Origin of the sequence: Rhodanobacter sp. KK11, assembly GCF_033345435.1 — a bacterium.
In the GTDB taxonomy this organism is placed as follows: Bacteria; Pseudomonadota; Gammaproteobacteria; order Xanthomonadales; family Rhodanobacteraceae; genus Rhodanobacter.
Map to the genome: position 1 here is coordinate 208,337 of NZ_JAWPMI010000001.1, position 24,117 is coordinate 232,453.

The 24,117-nt window shown below is 68.2% G+C and carries 18 protein-coding genes; 7 read left to right on the forward strand and 11 right to left on the reverse strand.

Translation table 11 applies throughout. From position 1 onward, the window contains the following. Positions 1 to 58 precede the first annotated feature (58 nt). From R5H19_RS00905 to R5H19_RS00950, 10 genes are all read right to left on the reverse strand, one after another. Positions 59 to 1,450, reverse strand: coding sequence for a hypothetical protein (locus R5H19_RS00905; protein ID WP_318157089.1), 1,392 nt, complete (start codon positions 1,448 to 1,450; stop codon positions 59 to 61). A gap of 83 nt (positions 1,451 to 1,533) precedes the next feature. Then, the gene (locus R5H19_RS00910; RefSeq protein WP_318157090.1) at positions 1,534 to 2,925 is read right to left on the reverse strand and encodes a glycosyltransferase family 2 protein; all 1,392 of its coding nucleotides are present in this window, start codon (positions 2,923 to 2,925) and stop codon (positions 1,534 to 1,536) included. Then, positions 2,891 to 3,907, reverse strand: coding sequence for an NAD-dependent epimerase/dehydratase family protein (locus R5H19_RS00915; protein WP_318157091.1), 1,017 nt, complete (start codon positions 3,905 to 3,907; stop codon positions 2,891 to 2,893). Before R5H19_RS00915 ends, R5H19_RS00910 begins: the two co-directional genes overlap by 35 nt. A 324-nt stretch (positions 3,908 to 4,231) precedes the next feature. Further along, a complete protein-coding gene (locus R5H19_RS00920) occupies positions 4,232 to 4,828 on the reverse strand; it encodes a lysophospholipid acyltransferase family protein (protein WP_318157092.1) in 597 nt (198 codons plus the stop codon). After that, entirely contained in the window at positions 4,825 to 5,247 is a 423-nt protein-coding gene (gene arfB / locus R5H19_RS00925) for an alternative ribosome rescue aminoacyl-tRNA hydrolase ArfB (RefSeq protein WP_318157093.1), read from the reverse strand. The genes R5H19_RS00920 and arfB overlap by 4 nt, the downstream gene beginning before the upstream one ends. An 82-nt stretch (positions 5,248 to 5,329) precedes the next feature. After that, positions 5,330 to 6,046 (reverse strand): pseudouridine synthase, encoded by a 717-nt coding sequence (locus tag R5H19_RS00930; RefSeq protein ID WP_318157094.1) that lies wholly within the window; start codon positions 6,044 to 6,046, stop codon positions 5,330 to 5,332. Between the two features lie 108 nt (positions 6,047 to 6,154). Further along, positions 6,155 to 7,804 (reverse strand): ubiquinone biosynthesis regulatory protein kinase UbiB, encoded by a 1,650-nt coding sequence (gene ubiB, locus R5H19_RS00935; protein WP_318157095.1) that lies wholly within the window; start codon positions 7,802 to 7,804, stop codon positions 6,155 to 6,157. Continuing rightward, the gene (locus R5H19_RS00940; protein WP_318157096.1) at positions 7,801 to 8,451 is read right to left on the reverse strand and encodes an SCP2 sterol-binding domain-containing protein; all 651 of its coding nucleotides are present in this window, start codon (positions 8,449 to 8,451) and stop codon (positions 7,801 to 7,803) included. The genes ubiB and R5H19_RS00940 overlap by 4 nt, the downstream gene beginning before the upstream one ends. A gap of 27 nt (positions 8,452 to 8,478) precedes the next feature. Further along, the gene (gene trmL, locus R5H19_RS00945) at positions 8,479 to 8,949 is read right to left on the reverse strand and encodes a tRNA (uridine(34)/cytosine(34)/5-carboxymethylaminomethyluridine(34)-2'-O)-methyltransferase TrmL (protein WP_318157097.1); all 471 of its coding nucleotides are present in this window, start codon (positions 8,947 to 8,949) and stop codon (positions 8,479 to 8,481) included. Between the two features lie 40 nt (positions 8,950 to 8,989). Next, positions 8,990 to 9,193 carry a hypothetical protein gene (locus R5H19_RS00950; RefSeq protein WP_318157098.1) on the reverse strand — a complete coding sequence of 68 codons (204 nt, stop codon included), beginning with the start codon at positions 9,191 to 9,193 and terminating at the stop codon, positions 8,990 to 8,992. 261 nt (positions 9,194 to 9,454) lie between these two features. Here R5H19_RS00950 and R5H19_RS00955 point away from each other — a divergent pair, with 261 nt between their 5' ends. After that, a complete protein-coding gene (locus tag R5H19_RS00955) occupies positions 9,455 to 12,310 on the forward strand; it encodes a pitrilysin family protein (protein WP_318157099.1) in 2,856 nt (951 codons plus the stop codon). Positions 12,311 to 12,451: 141 nt separating this feature from the next. After that, on the forward strand, positions 12,452 to 12,850 hold the full coding sequence (locus tag R5H19_RS00960; RefSeq protein ID WP_318157100.1) for a DUF4156 domain-containing protein: 399 nt from the start codon (positions 12,452 to 12,454) through the stop codon (positions 12,848 to 12,850). 15 nt (positions 12,851 to 12,865) lie between these two features. Here R5H19_RS00960 and R5H19_RS00965 read toward each other — a convergent pair whose 3' ends face one another. Beyond that, a complete protein-coding gene (locus R5H19_RS00965; protein ID WP_318157101.1) occupies positions 12,866 to 13,987 on the reverse strand; it encodes a CapA family protein in 1,122 nt (373 codons plus the stop codon). 258 nt (positions 13,988 to 14,245) lie between these two features. On the opposite strand from R5H19_RS00965, the gene R5H19_RS00970 reads away from it, so the two are divergent. From R5H19_RS00970 to R5H19_RS00990, 5 genes are all read left to right on the forward strand, one after another. Next, positions 14,246 to 17,002: a TonB-dependent receptor gene (locus tag R5H19_RS00970; RefSeq protein ID WP_318157102.1), complete on the forward strand. Its 2,757-nt coding sequence runs from the start codon at positions 14,246 to 14,248 to the stop codon at positions 17,000 to 17,002. An 80-nt stretch (positions 17,003 to 17,082) separates the two neighbouring features. Continuing rightward, positions 17,083 to 18,495 carry a hypothetical protein gene (locus R5H19_RS00975; RefSeq protein WP_318157103.1) on the forward strand — a complete coding sequence of 471 codons (1,413 nt, stop codon included), beginning with the start codon at positions 17,083 to 17,085 and terminating at the stop codon, positions 18,493 to 18,495. A 38-nt stretch (positions 18,496 to 18,533) separates the two neighbouring features. After that, complete coding sequence (locus R5H19_RS00980; RefSeq protein WP_318157104.1) at positions 18,534 to 20,435, forward strand: CocE/NonD family hydrolase; 1,902 nt, start codon at positions 18,534 to 18,536, stop codon at positions 20,433 to 20,435. Positions 20,436 to 20,510: 75 nt separating this feature from the next. Continuing rightward, positions 20,511 to 21,443, forward strand: a complete 933-nt coding sequence (locus R5H19_RS00985; protein ID WP_318157105.1) for a LysR family transcriptional regulator — start codon at positions 20,511 to 20,513, stop codon at positions 21,441 to 21,443. A gap of 34 nt (positions 21,444 to 21,477) precedes the next feature. Beyond that, positions 21,478 to 23,928 carry a prolyl oligopeptidase family serine peptidase gene (locus R5H19_RS00990; RefSeq protein ID WP_318157106.1) on the forward strand — a complete coding sequence of 817 codons (2,451 nt, stop codon included), beginning with the start codon at positions 21,478 to 21,480 and terminating at the stop codon, positions 23,926 to 23,928. Positions 23,929 to 24,117 lie beyond the last annotated feature (189 nt).

Consider the following 24,117-nt stretch of genomic DNA (forward strand, 5'->3'; position numbering starts at 1 on the left):
TCGCGCGTCGGGCGACACGCGATGCCGTCGCCCAGCGCAGGCTCCGCCGCCGGATCGCTCAAGGCACCGACGGGCAGCGGTCGGCACGAAACTCGCAGAAGCGGTAGCGCAGTCCCAGCCCGACGGTGGTGCCTTCGTAGCGGCCGAACTGGTTCAGGCGCTGGCTGTAGCCGGCATGGCCGACCAGCTGCCAGTGGCTGAAGATGCCGAGGGTCAGCTCGGCATTGACGTCGGTGGCGCGCTTCCAGTTATCGAAAGTCTCGTCCCGTTGCTGGCCGAGTGCGGCCGACAGGTACAACCCGGCTTCCTGGCCCAGCGAGACGTAGCTGGAAGCCGCGACGGCATAGCGTCGGTAGCGGTCGGGGCTGTAGTAGCCATGGCCGGTATTGCGGGTGTTGTGCTGGCCCTCCGCCTGCAGACCGAGGTCGAACATCACCCGTCCACTGCGGTACACCGCACGGGTGTAGCTGGCCAGCACCGAGGCGCGGCGGTTGTCGTCGTCGAAAGCGTCGCTGGCGATGCGCGCATCGAAGCGGTCGCGCAGCGTCGGCGTCCAGCGCAGATCGGCGGTGAGGCCGTGGCGCATCACCGCCAGTGCGCGCGGCGATTGGTCGACGCGGTCGCGGTCCAGGGTGAGCTTGTAAAGGAAAGCGTCGCTGGCGCGTTGCGAGATCTGCAGGTGGCCGATCGTCTTGCTGTCGCTGCCGACACCGTTGTCGGTCCGCGAATTGCCCAGCCACAGCTCCAGCGCGGTGTCGGGCGACGGCGCGAAGTGCAGTCCCATGCCAACGCGATCCTCGTCGACGTGGTTGTCGCCGAGCAACGGCGCGAACGGCCCGCCCAACGCGGCCGAGTGCTCGCGTCGCGTGGCGCTGGCCAGCAACCGCCAGCGATCGGACAGCCACAGGTTGGCATCGGCGGCGATGCCGCGGATTTCGATGTGGTCCGAATCGCTGTACCGCGAAGGCGCCAGGCCGATCGTGGAGAACAGCGGCAGACGCACCGCCTTGGCGAGCGCGATGGTGTCCTTGTCGTCCGGCTTGACCGCCTGCACGGCGGCCAGCGCCGGCAAGGCCTGCTGCGGCCACTCGCCTTGTCGCAGGATCAGCGCCTGGGTCCAGGCGTTGTCGTAGTCGTCCGGGTCGGTTGCGTACAACGGCGTGTTGAGCGCCAGCGCGGCATCGCGGCGCTCGGCCCAGGCCAGCACCCGTGCACGCAGCGCGGCGGCCTCCTTGTCGTCGGCGCCAAACCCGGCCAGCGCGTCGTCCGCCTTCGCGTAGTCGCCGAGCCAGGCGAGGAAACGCGCCCGGTCGAGTTGCGCGGCATGGTCGTGCGGGTGCTTGGCGAGGTAGGCGTCGATCAGGCGCAGCGCCTCGCTGGTGCGCCCGGTCCAGGCGGCGTCCAGCGCCGGCTGGTAGGCGACCGCGTTCTGCGCGAAAACGGGCTTCATGGACAAGGCGCAGGCGAGCGCGCAGGCGAGCAGGCTGGCCCGACCCGGCGCCGAAGCGCGAGCCAAGGTCCGGCGGCGTGAGATCATTTGCGCCATTTCCGGTTCCTCGTGATCCAGAGGTCGCTGGCGAATCGGCCGATCGTGACGACCTCGGTGAGGATCAGCGCGTAGCGCAGCGGGGTCACCAGCAGGCTCTTGCCGAAGGCCTTCCAGCGTTCGCCCCTGGAGATCACCACCAGCACCATCAGTGACAGCAGCGATTCGGCCAGCACGGTGACCACCAGCGGCTCCCACATGCGCAGCAGGAGCATCACGATCAGCGCGGTGGGGAAGCCGACCTTCTCGATCGCCGACATGAAGATGATCCAGCCCAGCGGACGGCCGTAGCGGCGGGTGACTTCCTCGCCGAACGCCTGCCGGTACGGCTCGGCGATCTTGCGCATCTCGCGGATGTGTTCGCCGTGTTCGCCGTGCCGTTCGTGCCAGCGGCGGCGCAGCCGGGCGAAGGCCTTGAACGGGCTGCGCACCAGCGCGTCGAAGTAGTAGCAGCTTTGCAGGAACGAGGACGACCACAGCGCGATCTGCCTGGGCAGGTGCGTGGCCAGCGGCTCCTCGGAGCGGGCGCTGACGTCGCTCAGCTGGGCGTTGCGATAGCCCTGGTTGATCAGCGCGAAGCCGATGAAGATGTCTTCGGAATTGGTCAGGTTGTCGCCGAAATGGGGCTCGTAGCGGTCGAACAGGTCCTTGATGTATTCGCGGCGATAGGCCACCGCGCAACCCACCGGGTTGGTGATGCCGCCGAAGAACACCATCTGGCCGTGGAACACGAAGCCCTGCAGGTAGCGGTACAGGCAGTCGCGGTAGATGTTGGTCAGCCCCCACCAGATCAGCTGCAGGCGGGTGCGGCTGGACTTGGGGTCGACGTACGGCTTGCCGCCGAGCACGGCGGCGTATTCCGGGGTCTCCGCCAGGCGGCGGCGGTCGGACAGGCGCATCGGCAGCACGCGGCCGCAGACCGAGGCGATGCCGACGCCCTTGTACAGCTCCTCGACGCAGCGGGCGATGTAGTCCGGCGATTCCAGGAAAGTGTCGCCGTCGAGGATGAACTCGACGTCGGCGTCGAACTCGCGCGCCTGGCGCTTGAGCGTGGGCGTCTTGCCGATCGACGCCTGCCGCCGGATCACCGTGACCTTTAGGCCCAGCCGCTGCGCGGTCTGCTCGGCGCGGTTGGCGGTGTCGTCGCTGCTGCCGTCGTCGACGACGATGATGTTGCGCGGCTTGTGCGTCTGCCGCGCCACCGAGACCAGACAGTGGGCGATGTTCTCCGCCTCGCGGTAGGCGGGAATCACCACGTCCACCGTGGCGGCGCGCCAGTCCTGCGCAGGCGTCGGCACGGTCCGGTCCGGACCGCGCAGCAATCCGACCACGCTGAGCAGCGCGTTAGGACTGATGACAAACCAGGGTGCGGTGGCCATGTGCGGTCCCTGTCAAGGCGATACGCCGTTCTTGGATCAGCTCGTCGAGCGTGTCTTCCAGCGTGTAGCGGTGCCGGAACCCGGTCAGCGTACGCAGCCGGGTCAGTTCTGGCCGGCGCCGCTGGATGTCTTCGAAATCCTCGCCATAGGCCTTCAGGTATGGCACATGGGTGATCGGCGAGTCGCTGTCGGCGCGCTCACGGATCAGTTCGGCCAGCGCGTTCATGCTGATCTCGCGATCGTTGCCGACATTCGCCACCAGCGCGTCGCCGCTCCCGCGCGAGGCGAGCAGGTCGAGCGCGGCCACGTTGTCGCGCACGTCGCAGAACGACCGGGTCTGCTCGCCGGTGCCGTACACCGTGATCGGTTCACCCCGTACCGCCTGCTCCACGAAGCGCGGCACGACCATGCCGTAGCGGCCGGTCTGGCGCGGCCCGATGGTATTGAAGAAGCGCGCTACCACCACCGGGATGCCGAATTTCTGTGCGTAGGACAGGGCCAGCGCCTCGTCGGCGATCTTGCTGACCGAATAGTTCCAGCGCGTGCCGACGCGGGTGGACACGCTGAGATCCATTTCCTCGCCCAGTCGCTCTTCGTGGTGGTGGCCGTAGACCTCGGAACTGGAGGCGACCACCACCTGCGGCCGCCAGCCGCTGGCGACGATGGTGCGGAACAGCCGCTCGCAGGCGGCAATGTTGGTGGCCAGCACGCGCGTCGGTTCGGCGATCACGCGGTACACGCCGACCACCGCGGCGAGGTGGTAGACGCGGTCCGCCCAGGCCGCGGCCTGCTGCAGCAACGGCCAGGTGAGCATGTCCGCCTCGTCGAAGCGGAAGTTCGGCGAGGCTTCGAAAGGCGCCAGGTTCTCGCGCCGGCCGGTCGACAAGTCGTCCACCACGTGGACCTTGTGCCCTTGCGCAAGGTGCAGCGCTACCAAATGGGAGCCGATGAAACCGGCCCCGCCCGTGATCAACACGTGCATGCGTGGATTCCCCGATGGATGCCGGCGCCTACTGCGGCGCCGCCGTTCATAATGTGATGTGTATCACATTTTTCATGCATATTGCCAAGCACGTGCCGTGCCATGAAAGAAAGCCCATGCCGGCCGCGGATCTCCGGCGGTCGCGCCGCCGCCGCTGCGGCGGGAGGGAGCGATGGAATGGCTCTGGCGGGTCAGGAACGGACCAGGAAGGTCGCTAGGAGTCATCGGTACCGGCCTGCCCGTGTGTGCCGGCGCGATACGGGCCCGGCCCCGGCCGGGCGAGCGGGTTGCCGGCGCGGACCGGGTGCGGAGAAACCCGGCGGCTCAGACGTCGCGGTGCTTGCCCTTGAACGGCGCGTAGAACGCGCGCAGGCGGGCGAGGTCGGCTTCCATGTCGGCGCTGGTGTCGAACAGCGGGCCGAGCTGGATGGTCTTGTCGGGATAGTGGAATGCCACCGGGAAGATCGGCACGCCGGCGTCGCGGGCGATGCGCCAGAAGCCGCTTTTCCAGCGCTTCACCGGCTTGCGCGTGCCTTCCGGGGCGATGCCCAGCCAGAGTTTTTCGCGTCGGCGGAACTGGTCGATCATCTGCTCGACCACGCCTTGCGCGCTGCCGCGGTCAATCGCCATGCCGCCGAGCCGGCGCAGCAGGCTGCCCAGCGGCCAGAAGAACAGTTCCCGCTTGCCCATGAAGTGCACGTCGGCCCCGATCGCCACCTTGACCAACAGACCCCACACGCCGTCCCACCAGGACGAATGCGGTGCGGCGATCAGCACCAGTTTCGGCACGTCGGGAAACTCGCCGGCCAGGCTCCAGCCGCACAGGCGCAGCACGCCACGGCAGATCCGGCGTTGCCAGCCATCGCGCAATCCGGGCATCTGCGTCGGCAACTGGTCCGGCGTGAACAGGCGTCCCTTCATTCGAAGTCCGGTTTGCGCGAGCGCGTCTGCTTGATCTTGCCGCGTTGCTGCTTGCCGGCCAGGCGACGTTCCTTCGAGGCGCGGGTCGGCTGGGTCGCGACGCGCTTCTTCGGTGGCACCAGCACGCCGCGGATGATCTCGACCAGCCGTTCGCGCGCGTCGTCGCGGTTGCGCGCCTGGTCGCGGAAGCGGCGCGCCTGGATCACCAGCACGCCCTCGTCGGTGAGCCGGCGGTCGCGCCGCGCCAGCAGTCGTGCACGCACTTCCTCCGGCAGCGAGGACGAGCCCGCCACGTCGAAACGCAGCTCCACCGCGCTCTCGGTGCGGTTCACGTGTTGCCCGCCGGGGCCGTCGGCGCGCAGGAAACGCTCGACCAGTTCGGATTCGGGCAGGGAGAGGGTGCGGCTGATGACAAGCATGGAGCGATGGTAAGTGGATGAGCGGGAAAAGAGGAGCGGGAAGTCGAGAGAAAGCGGGGGCGAGTCGCGGTGCTCCCGCGGCTCACTCTTCTTCGCTCATTTTCCGTTTCCAGTCGAAGCGCTCGAGCACTGCGGCGTATTCGGCATCCAGTGGCGCTTCCAGATGCATCGCGGCGCCGGTCACCGGGTGGGCAAAGTCGATGCGCCACGCGTGCAGCAGCATGCGGTGACAGCCGAAGTGCTGCTTGTACAACCGGTTGTGGTCGCCGCGGCCGTGCTGGCAGTCACCGATCACCGGGTGGTGGATGTGCGCCAGGTGCTTGCGGATCTGGCGGAAGCGGCCGCTTTCCGGCTCGGCCCGCAGCAGGGCATAGCGCTGCTGCGGATAGCGGCCCAGCGCGATCGGCACCTCGACCGTGGCCAGTCGCCGGTAATGCGTGCGCGCCTCGCGGCGCGGGCCGGTCTCGCGCGAGCCGGGCAGCGGATAGTCGATCACGCCCTCGGCCGGCTCCGGCCAGCCGCGCACCACCACCAGGTACTGCTTGTGCACCGTGCGGCCCATGAACTGCTCGCCCAGCGCGGCGGCGACCTCCTTGCTGCGTGCGATCAACAGCACGCCGCTGGTGGCGCGATCGAGCCGGTGCGCCAGGTACACGTTGCCGCCGACCTGTTCGCGCAGCAGGTCGATGAGGAGCTCCTCGGTGTTGCCGACCATCTTCGAGCGGTGCACGGCGAGGTTCGCGGGCTTGTTCACCGCGATCAGCGCATCGTCCTGGTAGAGAATCTCGATCGGAGTCATGCGTCAGTGTGTGGGCTCCCTCCCCTGCTTGCAGGGGAGGGTTGGGGTGGGGTGCTTTTGGCTTCTGGCGAATGCGAGTGCCCCTCCCGGGGGGGAGGCGATGGAGTATCAGCGTGAGCGGGGCCAGCCGAGCGCGAACGCCAGCAGGCCGGCAGCGCCCGCGCCCAGCGGCGGCCATGGGCCGTGCTGCGGCGCCAGCGTCCACAGCAGGGCGGCGACGAGCAGCAGCGAGCTGCCGAGCAGGCCGCAGGCAAGCAGCCGGTGCTGGCGCTGGGCGTTGTCGTGCAGCAGCTTCAGCGCCGCCGGGTCGCTCAGCATGCGCCGCTCGCCGCGCGCGGCCTGGCGCAGCGCGTCGCGCACCAGCCCGGGGAACTGCGGCCCCTCGTGCAGCCATTCCGGCAGCCGTTTGCGCACTTCGCGCAGGGTGCGCCGCACGCTGTAGCGTTCGCGCAGGATGCGCTTGAGCACCGGATGCGCCACCGCCCAGATGTCGATCTCCGGGTCGAGCATGCGGCCGACGCCCTCGATGTTGAGCAGGGTCTTCTGCAGCAGGATCAGCTGCGGTTGCAGGGTCAGCTGGAAGCGGCGCGCGGTCTGGAACAGCTTCACCACCAGCTCGGCCAGCGAGATCTGCGCCAGCGGGCGCGTAAAGTAAGGCTCGCACACCGTGCGCACCGCGGCTTCCAGCTCGTCCAGGCGCACGTCGGCGGGCATCCAGCCGGCGTCCACGTGCAGCTTGGCGATGCGCGCGTAGTCGCGCTCGAACAGGGCGATGAAGTTCTGCGCCAGCCAGTACTGGTCGGCCTCGGGCAGCGAACCCATGATGCCGAAGTCCAGCGCGATGAAGCGCGGTTCGCCGGCGCGCGTGGGGTCGACCCAGATGTTGCCGGGGTGGGCGTCGGCGTGGAAGAAGTTGTCGCGGAACACCTGCTCGTAGAACACCCGCACGCCCTTGGCGGCCAGCGCCTTGCGATCGAGGCCGGCGGCGTCGATGGCGGCGATGTCGTCGCTGCTGATGCCGTGGACGCGTTCGAGCGTGAGCACGCGCGCGCTGGTGAGTTCCCAGTGCACTTCGGGCACATAAAGATCCACACCGCTGGCGAAGTTGCGCCTGAGCAGGCTGGCGCTGGCGCCTTCGCGCTGCAGGTCCAGCTCGTTCTCCAGCATTTTCTCCACTTCCGCCACCACGTCGAGCGGGCGGATCTTGTCGGCGTTCGGGTGCCAGCGCTGGGCCAGCTCGCCGAGCGAGCGCAGCAGCTTCACATCGCGGGCGATCTGCGCGTCGATGCCGGGGCGCAGCACCTTCACTACCACCGCGCGGCCGTCGTGCAGGTTGGCGGCGTGCACCTGGGCGATCGAGGCGGAGGCCAGCGGGGTTTCGTCGAATTGGGCGTATAGATGGCCAATCGGCGACTTCAGCTCCTGCTCGACGATGGCGCGCGCTGCGCTGCCGGGGAACGGCGCGACCTGGTCCTGCAGCAGTGTGAGTTCGTCGGCGATGTCCGCCGGCATCAGATCGCGGCGGGTCGACAATACCTGGCCGGCCTTGATGAAGATTGGCCCCAGTTCGGTCAGCGCATGGCGCAGGCGGGCGCCGCGCGGCAGGCCGCTGATGTCGATGCGCGGACGCGCCACCAACGGCCGCAGCAGCTTCAACGGACGGTACAGGTGGGCGGCGTCGACCAGTTCGTCGAGCCGGTACGCCAGCAGCACCGAGGCCACCCGCAGCAGGCGCGGCACCACCTTCAGCGGCGTCACGCGGCGCTGCCCTGCAGTCGTTGCACGAGTCGCTGCACGCGCGCTTCCAGCCGTTCGCTGCGTTCGCGCAGCGCGTCCACGCCGTCGAGGAAACCCTCGACCTCGCCCGGCGCCATCGCCACACGCACTTCGTCGCGCAGCCAGTCGGCCGTGTCTTCGGTGAGGTGGTCGGCGGTTTCGCGGATGTGGGCGAGGCCCTGGCGCACGGCCCTGGCCAGCGGCACGCCGAGCACGTCGCCGAACGTGCGCGCGAAGGCCTCCTCGAAATCCGGGGCGAACCTGCCGGCCAGCTTCTCCAGCCGCCGTGCCAGCTCGGCGTCGCCGGCGATCTCCACCTTGCCCGGCGCGACGCCGTCGTCGTCGCGGCGCAGCAACATCGCCAGCAGGCTGCCGGGGGTGGCGGCCACTTTCAGCTGGCTATCGTCCTGTGGCGGGCCGACCTTCAGCCGCGTGTCTTCGACGGTCACCGCCAGCGCGAGCTCCGGCCCGCGCAGGTGCAGCTGCACGCGGCGGCCGTCCAGCGCGGCGAGTTTCTGCTGCGTGTCGGGATCGAGCGACAGGGCGTGGTTCAGCGCGGTTTCCAGCGCGCGGCCGGCGAGCCGGCGCAGCGGTTGCGGCAACCAGGAATTGGGAGTGGCGGCGTTCATCCGCCGATTGTAGCCCGCCGGCCGGGCTCAAACTTCCGCGGCGCCGGGGAAACCCAGCTGGCGCCACGCTTCGTAGACGGCCACAGCGACCGTGTTCGACAGGTTCAGGCTGCGGCTGTGCGGGCGCATCGGCAGGCGCAGGCGTTGTTCGGCGGGAATCGTTTCCAGCACCTCGGTCGGCAGGCCGGCGGTCTCGCAGCCGAACAGCAGCGCGTCGCCGTCGGCGAATTGCGCGTCGACATGGGCGACGCGGCCGCGGGTGCTGAAGGCGAACACGCGCGGGGTGCCGATCGCAGCGAGGCAGGCGGCGAGGTCGCCGTGCACGGCGAGGCTGGCGTACTCGTGGTAGTCCAGGCCGGCGCGGCGCAGGCGGGCGTCGTCGAGCTCGAAACCCAGCGGCCGTACCAGGTGCAGCGCGGCGCCGGTGTTCGCGCACAGGCGGATCACGTTGCCGGTGTTGGGCGGGATCTCGGGTCGGAACAGGATGACGTGGAGCATCCCGCCATTATCGCGTGCCGGTAGGGGCCGGCGTCGAGCCTCAGCCGCCGACCTGCGGGCAGACCACGCCGTCCGGCGGCAATGCGCAGCTGGTCGGTGCGGTCAGCAGGATCGCGCTGACGCTGTTGCCGGCAGCGAGCCGCACGGATGCCGGGGTGGTGGTCAGCATGGCGCCGAAGATCAGGGCACTCACGGCCAGGCAAGCAACGAACAGGCCCTGCAGCATCAAGGTCTCGAGTTTCATGTTCATGTCTCCGATGAAAGGGGGGAAGTCCTGCACTTTGGATTCAGCAATCCCCGTGCCAGCCGCTCATATAGGGCCAAATATCTGATTTTCAAATACAAAATGGAGTACTCTGGCGCTCGGTCTGCTGTCCGCGGACAGCGGGCCGCCTGTTGCCGGACAGCCGGACAGGCGGCCGCCACCCCTGCCACAAGTCATTTGCGATGCCTGGAGGGCGTCGACTAGCCTGCGGGGACTCATCCGTGAAACAGGAGGTTCACCGTGGCAAAGAAACCGCTCGCCCTGCTCGTCGCCGGCCTGCTCGTCCTGACCGGCGGCCTGCCACTGGCGTTGGCAGCCCCGGACACCGCGGCTGCCGTCGCGACGACGCAGCAGATCCCCGAGCTGGCCTGGACCCGCTTCACCCTGCCGAACGGCCTGACCGTGGTGGTGCACGAGGATCACAAGGCACCGGTGGTGGCGGTGAGCGTGTGGTACCACGTCGGTTCGTCGTACGAGCCCAAGGGCAAGACCGGTTTCGCGCACCTGTTCGAGCACCTGATGTTCCAGGGCTCGGAAAACCACCAGGACGAATTCTTCAAGCCGTTCGAGCTGGCCGGCGCCACCGACCAGAACGGCACCACCTGGCTCGACCGCACCAACTATTTCGAGACGGTGCCGACCAGCGCGTTGGACATGGCACTGTGGATGGAGTCCGACCGCATGGGCCACCTGCTCGGCGCGATCGGCCAGGCCCAGCTCGACGAGCAGCGCGGCGTGGTGCAGAACGAGAAGCGCCAGGGCGAGAACCAGCCCTACGGCCGCGCCAGCGAGCTGATCCAGGCCGAGGCGTTCCCGGCCAACCACCCCTATCACCACGACACCATCGGCTCGATGGAGGACTTGAACGGCGCCTCTCTGGCCGACGTCAAGCAGTGGTTCCGCGACTACTACGGCGCGGCCAACACGGTGGTGGTGCTGTCCGGCGACATCACGCCAGCGCTGGCGAAGGAGAAGATGCTGAAGTACTTCGGCGACATCGCCGCCGGGCCGCAGGTGCCGCGGCCGCAGCCATGGGTGGCGCCGCGCACCGAGTCCACCCGCGGCACGATGACCGACAACGTGGCGCAGGTGCGCATCTACCGCGAGTGGAACGTGCCGGGCCGCGGCAGCCGCGACGAGAACCTGCTGGAACTGGCCGCCGCGGTGCTGGGCGGCAGCAAGACCTCGCGGCTGTACCAGCGGCTGGTCTACCGCGACAAACTGGCCGACGACGTCTCGGTCGACGTCGAGCAACACGTGCTGGCCAGCCTGTTCAACCTGCAGGTGGACGTGAAGAAGGGCGTCGACCCGGCCAGGGTCGAGGCGGCGATCGCCGACGAATGGCGGAAATTCCTGAAGGATGGCCCCACCGCCGACGAGCTGGCGCGGGTCAAGACGCAGACTCGTGCCTCGTTCGTGCGCGGGCTGGAAAAGGTCAACACGCAGGCCACGATCCTGGCCGAGGGCCAGCTGTACCGCAACGATCCGGGCGCTTACCTGAAGGACTTCAGGGAATTCATGGCGGCCACGCCGGCCCAGGTCAGCGCGGTGGCGAACCAGTGGATCGCTCGCGGCGACTACACGTTGACCGTGGTGCCTGGCAAGGTTGGGGCCACTGACATGGCCACCGTGGCCGGCCGGCCCGCGGCCAGCGGCGCGCCGACGCCGGTGCTGTCGGCGAAGGGCGACTACCGCACGGTGAAGAGCGAGGTCGACCGCAGCCAGGGCGTGCCCGTGGTCGGCAGCTTCCCCGACCTCAGCTTCCCCGCCCTGCAGCGCGGCAAGCTGCACAACGGCATCGAAGTGATCCTGGCCGAGCGCCATGGCGTGCCGGCGGTGCAGCTGCAGCTGCTGTTCGATGCCGGCTACGCCGCCGACCAGGGCCGCAAGCTGGGCACCTCCAGCTTCACCATGGCGATGCTGGACGAAGGCACCAAGAGCCTGGATTCGATCGAGATCGCCAAGCGCAAGCAGCGCCTCGGCGCGATCATCGCCAGCGGCTGCGGGCTGGATTTCTGCAGCGCCTCGCTGAACGCGCTGGACGACCAGCTCAAGCCGTCGCTGGCGCTGTTCGCCGACGTCGTGCGCAACCCGGCGTTCCGCGAGGCCGACATCAGCCGCCTGCGCGGCCAGTGGCTGGCCGGCATCGCCCAGGAGAAGAGCCAGCCCATCGGCATCGCGCTGCGCACCCTGCCGCCGCTGCTGTATGGCCAGGGCCATGCCTACGCGATCCCGTTCACCGGCACCGGCACCGAGGCGTCGATCAAGTCGCTGACCCCGGGCGACATGCGCGCGTTCATGGCTGACTTCATCCGGCCGGACAACATGCGGATCCTGGTCGCCGGCGACACCACGCTGGACAAGATCATCCCCGAGCTCGACGCGGCGTTCGGCGACTGGAAGGCCCCGGCCGGCAAGGTGCCGGCGAAGAACATCGGCAAGGTGGCGCCGCCGTCGCAGGTGCGCGTGTACCTGGTCGACCGCCCCGGGGCGCAGCAGAGCCTGATCCTCGCCGGCAGCCTGGCGCCGTCGACCGAGGCGCCGAACAACCTGGAGATCCAGACCATGAACGGTGCCTTCGGCGGCACCTTCACCTCGCGCCTCAACATGAACCTGCGCGAAGACAAGCACTGGGCCTACGGCGCCTTCAGCTTCCTGCAGAACGCGGTGGGCCAGCGCCCGTTCATGCTGTATGCACCGGTGCAGACCGACCAGACCGCAGCGTCGGTGGCCGAGATGCTGAAGGAGGCGAGGGGCGTGATCGGCGACAGGCCGCTGACCGCGCAGGAGATCGACAAGATCAAGCTCGGCGACGTGCGCAGCATGCCCGGCAGCTACCAGACCACCTCGGCGGTGATGGGCGCGCTGCAGGGCATCGCCCAGTACAAGCGGCCGGACGACTACGTGCAGACCCTGAAGTCGCGCATCGAGGCACAGACCGATGCCGCGGTGGAAGCGGCGGCAAAGGAGATCATCCACCCCGACCAGCTGACCTGGGTGATCGTCGGCGACCTCAAGAAGATCGAGGCGCAGGTCCGCGCGCTGAAACTGGGCGAGGTGCAGGTGCTCGACGCCGATGGCAAGTCGGTGCCGTGAGCCGGGACGCGGCGCCGGCGCCTGCCGCCGCCGCGCGTTGTGGATCGGTTGGGGACGCGCCGCCGTCCCCGCGCTAGGATGGAGGCCGGGTCGGTCACGCCCGGCCTCTTTCATGCCCAAGCCATCGTCGCGGAGTCACCCATGCGCAAGACCCTGCTGTTGCTCGTCCCCGTCCTCCTGCTCGGCGCCTGCAGCTGGGGCATCACCCTGGATCCGGCGGCGAAGAACGTGCGTACCGCGTGGAGCGGCGACGTCTCCTCTTGCCGTGAGCTGGGCAAGGTCACCGTCTCGGTGATGGACCGCGTCGGCCCGGTCGACCGCAACAACATCAAGGTGCGCGACGAGCTGGAGGTGCTGGCCCGCAACGAGGCGGCAAAGATGAACGCCGACACCATCAAGCCGCTGGCCGAGCCGGCCGATGGCTCGCAGCCGTGGGGCGCCTACCAGTGCGGCGCGAACACGCCGTCGCCGGCGCGCCCGACCACGCCGGCCGGTTCTGCGCCGGGGAATGCGCAGACGTTCCCGATCAAGGGCCGCTGATACCGTCGAGGTGTTTCAGCCCACCTCGATCCAGCCGCGTGCCCGCGCGATCCGCAGCGAGGTGCCGAACGCGCCGCTGAGCACCTGCAGGCGGGCGAGGATGCGCTGCGCATCTTCTCCCGTGGCGATCCGGGGGCGGCCGCGGGTCTCGTTCTGGCGTGCGGCATCATCGCCCCGCTCGTTGAGCACTACCGGCACCAGTTCGAGCTGACGCAACTGTCCCTCGCGGTAGTGCAGATGTGCGATAGCGCTTTCCCAGACTTCCGGCAGGTAGTGGCCGGGCGGCGTGCGCGAGTGGAAGATCAGGCTGCCCAGGCAGTAGAAGATCGGTGCGCCGCGATGCAGCTCGATGCCATGCAGCAGCGGTGCGCCGTGCGCGAAGAACGCGCTGGCGCCGGCGTCGATGCACGACGCAGCGAAGCGGCGGACCCACGGGCGGGTCACCCGCAGGTCGTCGCCCCAGTCGTGGTTGTGCAGGTAGGCGATCACCCGTGACGAGCCGGCGGCGGCGCGGATGGACGCGTGAATACGCGCCACGTCCCCGGCGTTGGGTGGGCTGACGCCGTCGAGCCGCAATTCGTTGATACCCGGCAGCGTGGCAGTGGCCGCGCCCGCGCGGATCTTGCCGGCGGCCATGGCGACCAGTGCCACTGGCTGACCGGCAACCATGAAGCGTGTCGCTTGGCTGGCCTCGGCGAGGTTGCCGCCGCTGCCGGCGACATGGAAGCCGGCGTCGTGGGCGGCTTGTCGCGTTGCCAGCACGCCTTCGCGGCCGAAATCGCCGGCGTGGTTGTTGGCCAGCGCCAGGGCGTCGAAACCCATCTCGCGCAAGCAGCGCAGCTCGGCCATGCCGGCCTGGTGCAGGAACACACCTTCCCGCGTGGGTGCGCCCGAGGCGGCGGTGCGGATCGCGGTTTCCAGATCGGTCATCGCCGTGTCGCCGCGCCGGATTTCCGCGATCACGTCGGCCAGCCCGGGGTAGGCTTCGGCGCACAGGTCGTGGGCGATCAGGGCTTGTCCGGTGAGGGTCAGGGTCAGCGTCGCAGGCGCCGAGGTCGCCCCGCACAGCAGCAGCAACGGCGAGGCGGCCAAGCCGGCCAGCAGGCGTCGTCGCTGGGGGTCGTGGGCTTCGGTCATGTGAGTTGTCCTCGTCGAAAACGAACGGGCGCGGAGCGGGGTGCAGGCTGCGCGTGGCGTGGTGACGAGCCTAGCAACACATAGTGGCCGAGGTGGATGCAAGCGTATTCACCGGCATGGGCGTGTCATACCAAATACGCATGAATACATTACGTCGAACGATAGGATTGCATAAGTGTGACGCCCATGAATTACTCCCCATCAGGTTTGATGGTCGGCGCGCGGATCGTCCGCTGCAGAATCCTTGGGGGAAATCCTATGAACGGAGTGACGAACAACGTGGTGATGTGTCGCGGCACGCGCCGAACCCTGATGGCCATCGCGGTGGCCAGCGTGCTCGGAATGGGCTACGGCCTGCCGTCGCTCGCCGTGGCACAGGAAGCCGTCCCGGCCAGCGCCGGCGACGGCAGCGAAGCGAAGACGCTCGAAGCGGTCAGCGTGGTCGGCTCGCGCATTCGTCGCAAGGACGAAACAGCGGCCAACCCGGTGTTCACGATGGAGCGCAATGAGATCGAGGCGACCGGCGTGGTCTCGGTCGGCGAGCTGCTGCAGGAGCTGCCCTCGGTGGGCTCCAGCTTCAACTCGACCGGCTCGGCCGGTACCAGCCATGGCACCAGTTCGCTGAACCTGCGCAATCTGGGCGCCAACCGCTCGCTGATACTGGTCAATGGCCGGCGCTGGGTGAACGGCGCCGGTACCCGCGGCTTCCGCGACTTCGTCGACCTCAACACGATCCCGCTGGCGGCGGTCGAACGCGTGGAGGTGCTGCTCGATGGCGCCACCGCGATCTACGGCGCCGACGCGATCGCCGGCGTGGTCAACATCATCACCTTCAGCGATTTCGACGGCGTCAAGCTGAGCAGCTACGTCGGCGGTACCGACAAGGGTGACGGCTTCACCCACAACGAGGACCTCCTGTGGGGCAAGTCCGGCGACTGGGGTTCGGCACTGGTCTCGGCCACGATCGCCTCGAGCAAGGAAATTCTCGCTGGCGATCGCGACTTCTCGCGCGCGCCGCTGCAGGGGTTGAGCCGCAACACGCCGGCGGGCCGTTTCAAGAACAGCATCGCGGTGGGCAGTTTCGGTACCAAGGCGTTCGTGCGGGACGGCGCCGGCGGCTACCGGCTGGACGTGCCGGCTACCGACGTCTACAACGAGACCCCGGACACCACCCTGGTCGGGCCGTCCGATCGCAGAGGCCTGTACGGCCAGCTGCGTTTCCACCTGGGCGACTCGGCCACTTTCGTGACCGAGGGCCTGTTCAACTCCCGCGAGTCGAGCCAGCGCTTCCCGGCGGCCACCCCACGCATCCGCGGCGGCGACGGCATGACAATTCCGGTTGACCACCCGTTCAACCCGTTCGGCGTGCCGTTCCAGGGCAGCGGCACCAACTTCGAAGTGGTGCGGATGATCACCGAGCTGGGCCCGCGCATCAACACGCAAAACGTCAACACCATGCGCCTGGCCGCGGGTTTCGAAGGCGACTTCAGCAACGGCTGGTCGTGGAACACGTTCTATACCTATGCGCAGAACAAGGCGAAGTGGACTTCCGCCAACCAGATCGACCTGGACAAGGTGGCGCTGGCGCTGGGCCCGAATGCGCGCTGCGCGGCGAACTCGTGCGTGCCGCTGGACATCTTCGGCACTATCACGCCGCAGATGGCCGACTACATCCGCGTCAACGCCGTGGACCGCAACGGCACCAAGCAGCACGACTTCACCGCCAACCTCACCGGCGACCTGTTCGCGCTGCCGGCCGGCATGCTGGCGTTCGCGGCCGGCGTCGAATACCGCAAGGAAATCGGCTTCGACCGACCCAGCGCGTACGTCAACGAGAAGCCGCAGTTCATCACCTACGACCGCAAGACCACGTCGGCTCCGCGCCTGCCCACCCGCGGCATGTACAACCTGAAGGAGGCCTACGTCGAGTTCAACGTGCCGTTGCTGGCCGAGCTGCCGATGGCGAAGCAACTGGAACTGTCCGTCGCCACGCGCCATTCGCGCTACAGCACTTTCGGTGGCACCACCAACAGCAAGTTCGGCCTGGTCTGGCGGCCGTGGGGCGACCTGATGTTGCGCACCACCTGGGCGCAGGGTTTTCGCGCACCGTCGATCAATGAACTGTACGCCGGCCTGCGCCAGACCAACCTGCCTGCCAATGATCCGTGCAACGGCGGCGGCGCGGGCAAACCCGGCTGCGCGGGCGTGCCGGTCGGCTACAACCAAGCCAATTACTCGGGCGGCTCGATCCACTCCACCGTGGGCGGCAACCCCGACCTGAGGCCGGAAAGCTCGGTCAACCGCAGCAGTGGCTTCGTCTACACGCCGGCTTTCGCCAAGGGCCTGAGCTGGTCGGTGGACTGGTACGACATCGACCTGAAGGAGGCGATCTCCAGCTTCGGTTCGCAGAACCTGCTCAACCTGTGCGCCAACACCGGTCAGCGCTGCAACCTGGTCCGGCGCGACACCAGCGGCGAGATCATCAATCTCACCGACGGCCCGATCAACCTCAACCGGCTCAGAGCCAAGGGCGTCGACACCACGTTGCGCTACCAACTGCCGAAACTGGCCATAGGCAACCTGGACCTGATGTTCAACGCGGCCTACCTGACGGCATTCGACCGCTACGACACCCTGCCCAACGGCCAGGTGCGGGTGGTCAAGCGGGCGGGCAAGTCGGACATCGCTCGCGAAAGTTTCCCGCGCTGGAAGGCCAACACCAGCCTGGACTGGTCGCGCGGCGCGTGGGCGGCGAACTGGAGCATGCATTACATCGGCAACACCGACGAGGGCGCGGCACCGGGCTATGGCCGGATTCCGGCGCAGCTCACCCACGATGTGTGGGGAGCCTACAGGCTGACCGCCAAGCCGGTGACCTTTACCCTCGGCGTGCAGAACCTGTTCGACAAGGATCCACCGTTGTCTTACGTCAACGGCGGCGACCTGAACTTCGACATGAGCACCTACAACCCGCGTGGCCGCTTCATCTACATGAAGGCGGCGATCAGCCTCTGACGCAAGTACCGGCACCGCCCGTGCGATACGGGCGGCCGCCGGTGCCGTGAGCCTTCGTCAAACCCATGGAACCCCCCGGCATGGCCAAGAGCCCCGTCACCGACGACAAACCCACGGGCCGTCGCCGTCGCGCGATCGATGTGCACCCGGTGCTGATGCTGCTGTCCGTGCTGCTGCTGTGTGCGGTACTGACCTACGTGCTGGATTCAGGCGCGTTCCAGCGCATCGACGGGCGCGTGGTGCCGGGCACGTTCACCGTGATCGAGAAATCCAGCGACTGGCTGCATCTGCTGGGCCTGGGCGCGGCCGACGAGCTGGCTCGTCCGGCCGGCGTGATCACGGTGCTGCAGTCGATCCCGTTGGGCCTGGTGCGCAATGCACCACTGATCTTCATGGTGATGTTCGTCGGCGGCATGTTCGGCGTGTTCAAGCAGACCGGTGCGCTGGATGCGGGGCTCGACCAGTTGGTGCACCGCTCGCACGGCAACATCTACCTGCTGGCGCCGGTGCTGATGTGCGCGTTGGCGGCGGGCAGCTCGTTCCTCGGATTGATCTCGGAATACCTGGTGGTGTTGCCAGTGCTGCTGTCGATGGCCGAGCGACTGCGACTCAACGGGTTGTACGCAGTGGCCATGCTGTTGATCGCGGCCAAGATCGGCTACATCGCCTCGGTCAGCAACCCGGTGGTACTGCCGATCGCACAGGGCATCGTGCAGGTGCCGATCTTCAGCGGCTTCGGCATGCGCCTGGCGGTGCTGGGGATCTTCCTGACGATCGGCATTGCCTATCTGCTGCACAGCATCTTCCGCAGCGGTTTCGTCAAGGCGGATTTCGTGGCCGATGCACGGCCCCTGTCCAAGCGCCACATGGGCGTGTTGCTGCTGCTGGGTCTGGCGGTCGTGCTGATGGTTTACGCGGGGCACACCTGGAGCTGGCACTACAACGAACTCAGCGCGTTCTATCTGGCGGTCACCGCGGTGCTTGCCGCAGTCGGCGGCCTGGGCGCACGCACCACCGCCGATGCCTTCATCGACGGCATCAAGGGCATGATCCTGCCCGCGCTGCTGATCGGCCTGGCCGGCGCCATCCACGTGCTGCTGCAGCAGGCGCAGATCCTCGACACGGTGGTCAACGGGATGGCCGGACTGATCCACGAGCAGTCGTCGTGGATCGCGTCGCTGGCGATCATGTTCACCGAGGCCGGCCTGGATGTCCTGATTCCGTCGACCTCGGCCAAGGCCGCGATCAGCATTCCGATCCTGTGGCCGATCGGGCAGCTGTCGGGCCTGCATGGCAACTCGGTGGTGCTGGCCTACCTGTTCGGCAACGGCCTGATGGCGATGGTCAGCCCCACCTCCGGGCTGATGCTGGCGATGCTGGCGATGGCGAAGGTGCCCTACGGCCAGTGGGTGCGTTTCATGTTGCCGCTGACCCTGGTGCTGTCCGCGGTGGCGATGGCGTTTCTGCTGGTCGCCGTCCGGATCGGCTATTGAACATGGCAATGATGGGCAACGACATGGAATGTGCATCCATGGACGACAGTAGCCGCACCCTGGCAGGTCTTCCCGACGGTCCCCACGCGGTGAGTCTGCAGTCCGACGTGATGGTGACGATGCGTGACGGCGTCCAACTGGCGGTCGACCTGTACCTGCCGGTGACGCGCGAGGCAGGCGCTGCGCCGCGCTGGCCCTGCCTGCTGGAGCGCACGCCGTACGACAAGTCCGGCACGGCGCAGTCGGACCTCGTCGCCGGGCAGCCGCAGCCGTTGTCCAAGCCGCAGATCGCGCGCTGGTTCGCCAGCCATGGCTTCGTGGTGGCGATGCAGGATTGCCGCGGCCGCTACCGCTCGCAGGGCGTGTTCACCAAGTACACCAACGAAGCCGTGGACGGCTACGACACGCTGGCGTGGCTGGCGGCGCAGCCGTGGAGCGACGGCCGCGTGCTGACCCAGGGCCTGTCGTACTGCGCCCATGTGCAGACCGCACTGGGCAGCCTGGCGCCGACGGCGCTGGCCGCACAGTTCGTCGACTCCGGCGGGTTCTCCAACGCCTACCACGGCGGCATTCGCCAGGGTGGCGCGTTCGAGCTCAAGCAGGCGACCTGGGCCTACAAGCACGCCTTGTTGAGCCCGCGCACGCAACAGGATCCACTGCGCAAGGCGGCGCTGCAGGCGCAGGACATCCGCGCCTGGTTCCGGCGCATGCCGTGGGCGCGCGGCGACTCGCCGGTCAGCGCCGCGCCGGAGTACGAGGACTATCTGTTCGAGCAATGGGAGCACGGCGACTTCGGCCCCTACTGGCAACAGGTGGAGCTGTGCGGCGAGCGGCACTACGACGATTATGCCGACGTTCCGATGGTGCACATGTCGAGCTGGTATGACCCGTACGTGCGCACCGCCACCGACAACTACCTGGGCCTGTCGCGGCGCAAGCGCGGGCCGGTGCATCTGGTGATGGGGCCGTGGACCCACGGCCGGCGCTCGCAGCCGTTCGCCGGCGACGTCGATTTCGGCGTGTCCTCGACCCTGGACGCGGCCTTCGGCGGCTCGTTCTACGAACTGCGCCGGGCCTGGTACGACTACGTGCTGGGACGCGGCGCCGACAACCCGTTTGCGCGCGGCCGCGTATCGATCTTCGTGATGGGCGGCGGCAGCGGCCGGCGCAACGCGGACGGCCGGCTGCAGCATGGCGGGCGCTGGCTGCATGCCGACGACTGGCCGTTGCCCGGCACCGCCACGCAGGCGTGGCACTTGCACGCCAGTGGCCTGCTCGACCCGACGCCGGCCGCAGCGCCGTCTGCCGCGCTGGACTATGTCTACGATCCGGCCGACCCGGTACCGACCATCGGCGGCACCATCACCTCGGCCGACGTGATCATGCCGCCGGGCGCGTTCGACCAGCGCGACGACGCCCGCTTTTTCGGCTGCAGCGGCACCGGCCGCGACCTCGGCGAACGCGATGACGTGCTGTGCTTCCGCAGTGCGCCGCTGGCGCAGGACGTGGAGATCGCCGGGGCGATCCGCGCACGGCTGTTCGTGTCGTCCGACTGCGTGGACACCGACATCACGATCAAGCTGATCGACGAGTACCCGCCCAGCGCGGACTACCCGCAAGGTTTCGCCATGAACCTCAGCGACGGCATCCTGCGCCTGCGCTACCGCGACTCGTGGGAGCAGCCGCGCCTGCTGGTGCCGGGCGAGGTGGTCGAGGTCGAAGTGGAAGCCTTCGCCACGGCCAACCGTTTTGCCGCCGGGCACCGCATCCGGCTGGACGTGTCCAGCAGCAACTACCCGCATTTCGATCTCAACCCGAACACCGATGCCGCACCGGGTCGCTGGAGCGAGGCGCGGGTGGCGCACAACCGCGTGCACATGGATCGCGCGCATCCGTCGCAGTTGCTGTTGCCGGTGCTGCCGCTGCGCGAGGGCGACTGAGCGCGGTGCCGGCTTCCATCGCGATCGTGTACGTTCACAGGCAGCCCATTCATAGCCGCCAGGTACCGCCCAGCCATGAGACTCGACAATATCAAGACGCTGGAAGCCTTCCGCGAGATCATCCAGCTTGGTTCGGTGACGGCGGCGGCGCGCAGCCTGGGTTTTAGCCAGCCGGCGGTCAGCCGGCTGCTGGCGCAGTTCGAAGCCGAGTTGGGCTTCAAGCTGTTCCATCGCAGCAAAGGCCGGCTGCTGCCGACCTCGCAGGCGCTGATGCTGTTCGAGGAGGTGGATCTGGCCCTGCAGGGCATCGAGCGGATCAACGTGCTGGCCAAGGACATCCGCCAGACCAATGCCGGGCAACTGCGCGTGGTGGCGCCGCCGAGTTTCGCCGAAGGGCCGCTGGTGAAGCTGGTTGCCACCTTCCTGACGCTACACCCGAAGATCCATATCAACATCGATTCGCGCACGCGGCCGACCGTGATGAAACTGGTCGCCACGCGCACCGCCGACTGCGGTTTCGGCAAGTTGCCGCTGGATCATCCCGGGATCCGCCTGCGGCCGCTGATCAGCAGCCCCACAGTCTGCGTGCTGCCGCCTGCGCATCCGCTGTCGGCGGGCAAGCGTGCCATCGGCGCCAGGGAGCTGGCCGGCGAACCGCTCATCCTGGTCGGCCATCGCGGTGGCGACACCCGCATGCGGATCAGCCAGGCGTTCCAGCAGGCCGGCGTGCATCCGGATGTGCGGCTGGAAACCCACAACGTCGGCGCGGCCTGCGCGTTGGCAGCCGAGGGCATCGGCATCGCCATCGTCAACGAGCTGCTGTCGCGCCGCTCGCTGTGGACCGGCGTGTGCATCCGCCGTTTCGCGCCGGTGATCGAGCAGGAGTACGTGTTCATGTCGTCGGCCAATGTGCGCGAGACGCCGTTGACCGAAGCGTTCTATCTGCATTGTCGCGCAGCGTTGTCGGGGCGGACGCGGTCGAAGCCGCGCGAGCCGCGCCTGGCATGATGCCGCTTCCACTCACCCAGGAGTTCCGACCCGGATGATCCGAGCATGGCTGTTCCCGATATTGGCGATGCTGACGGCAAGCGTGGCGGCGCAGACGCCGCCGACTTACCGGCAGCCACCTGCGGAGATTCTGGCGCTGGCGGATGCGCCGGCGGCACCCGAGGTGATCAGCGACAGCCGTCAGACGGTCCTGGTGTTGCTGGAACAGGGCGCCTATCCGCCGCTGGCCGAGCTGTCCGCGCCGGAATTGCGCCTGGGCGGGCTGCGCATCGATCCGCGCACGCACGTCGCCAACACCATCACGCTCAGCGACAACCGCCCGGTCCGGCTCGCCTACAGTCGCGGGCTGGCATTGCAGCGGGTCGATGCGACGGGGCCCGTCCCGGTCAGCGGGTTGCCGCCGCGGGCGCGCCTGGCGTACTTCACCTGGTCGCCCGACGAAACTCGCCTGGCCTTTACCCACACGGCCGATGAGGGTGTCGAGATCTGGGTGCTCGATCTAGCCAGCGCCAGCGCGCGCCGGCTCACCGACGCGCGCGCCAATGCCAGCCTGGGCAACCCGATCACCTGGTTCAAGGACGGTCGCGCGCTGCTGGTGCGGATGCTGCCGGAGTCGCCGTGGGCGCTGACCGATGCGCAGGCGGCGATCCCGGCCGGGCCGGTCGTCAGCGTCAGCGATGGCAGCAAGGCATCGAACCGCACCTATCAGGACATGCTGGCGGGCCCGGTCGATGACGCCAACTTCGAGGCGCTGACCACCTCGGTGCTGGTGCGGGTGCCGCTGCAGGGCGCGGCCAGTCTCTGGGCCGGGCCGGGCATGTATCGAAGCACGCAGTTCTCGCCGGACGGGTCGTATCTGCTGGTCGACTCGCTGCAACGACCGTTCTCGCGCCGCGCGCCGCTGGACCGGTTTCCTGCGCGCCACGACTTGCTCGATCGTGACGGCAAACCGGTGCTGACCGTGGCGCAGGCGCCGCGCAGCGACAACCTGCCGCGCGGGCGCATGGCGGTACGGGAAGGCCGGCGCAACCTGGGCTGGCGCGCCGACGCCGCGGCGACCCTGGTCTGGGTCGAAGCTCTCGATCGCGGCGATCCGGCCAGCCCGGCCGCGTTTCGCGACGGGCTGTATGACTGGGCGGCACCGTTCAATGCCGCGCCGCGCCTGTTGCTGAAGACAGTCAACCGTTTCAAGGGCGTGCTCTGGGGTGACGACGACCATGCCGTCGTCGACGATGAATGGTGGGACACGCGCGAGACCCGCACCTACGTGTTTTCTCCGGTGCATCCGGCGTCGCCGCGGTTGCTGTTCCGGCGTGATGCGCAGGATCGTTATGCCGACCCGGGTCGCTTTTCGATGATTCGCAATGGCCAGGGTGAATCGGTACTGCGCCTGGACGGTGATCGTGCCTGGCTGGTCGGAGAGGGCTACAGTGCCGAGGGGCAGTTCCCGTTCGTCGACCGGATCGATCTGGCGACCGGGCAGCGCCAGCGCCTGTACCGTTCTGCCTTGCGCAACCGCGCCGAAACCATCGTGGAGCTGGCCGGCACCGCAGCCACCACCGCCCTGGTGCGGATCGAGTCACCCGGCGATTATCCCGACTACTACCTGCGCACTCTGGCGACGACCGCACCGCCACGGCAGCTGACCCGCTTCGGTGCGCCCTACCCATCGCTGCACGGCGTGCACAAACAGCTGCTCGACTATCGGCGCGCCGACGGTGTGGGATTGAGCGGTGTGCTGTATCTGCCGGCAGGCTACGACCGCCGCGGCCAGGACAAGCTGCCGTTGCTGATCTGGGCCTACCCGGTCGAATACAAGGACAAGGGCAGTGCCGCGCAGGTCACGGCCAACCCGAACCGCTTCACGCGGCTCGACTTCAAATCGCCGGTGTACTGGGTCACCCGCGGCTATGCGGTGCTCGACCAGGCCGCCTTCCCGATCGTCGGCACGGGCGGGCGCGAGCCCAACGACACCTATCTGCCGCAGTTGCTGGCCAACGCCAAGGCTGCGATCGATGCCGTGGATGCGCTCGGTTACATCGACCGACGACGGGTCGCCATCGGCGGGCATTCCTACGGTGCGTTCATGGTCGCCAACCTGCTGACCCATACCGACTGGTTTGCCGCCGGCATCGCGCGCAGCGGTGCCTACAACCGCACGCTGACCCCATTCGGTTTTCAGCGCGAGGAACGCACCTACTGGCAGGCCCCCGAGGTCTACGAACGCATGTCGCCGTTCCTGCATGCCGGGCGGATGAAAACGCCGCTGCTGCTGATCCACGGCCAGGACGACGGCAACGCCGGCACCCATACGATGCAGAGCGAGCGCTACTTCGACGCGCTGAAGGCGTTGGGCGCGCCGGCGCGCCTGGTGTTGCTGCCGCGCGAGAGCCATGCCTACCGCGCGCGCGAGTCGGTACTGCACGTGCTGTGGGAGCAGGACCAGTGGCTGGAACGCCATGTCCGGCAGCGACCTGACGGCTAGATACCCGCATCCGGTCCGGCGCGTGTCCGGTTCGTCGAGGTGCGGTGACCGGGAGCCGCAGTGCGGTCACTTCTGGTTCGCTGCGGGTGGACAGCTGAAACGATACCGCTGCGGTGGTGCCGTGAACGCGAGCGGCGGCGTTGCGCCGAGCCATCACCGCCGCGCCGTCGAGGTGCAATCGCGTATGGC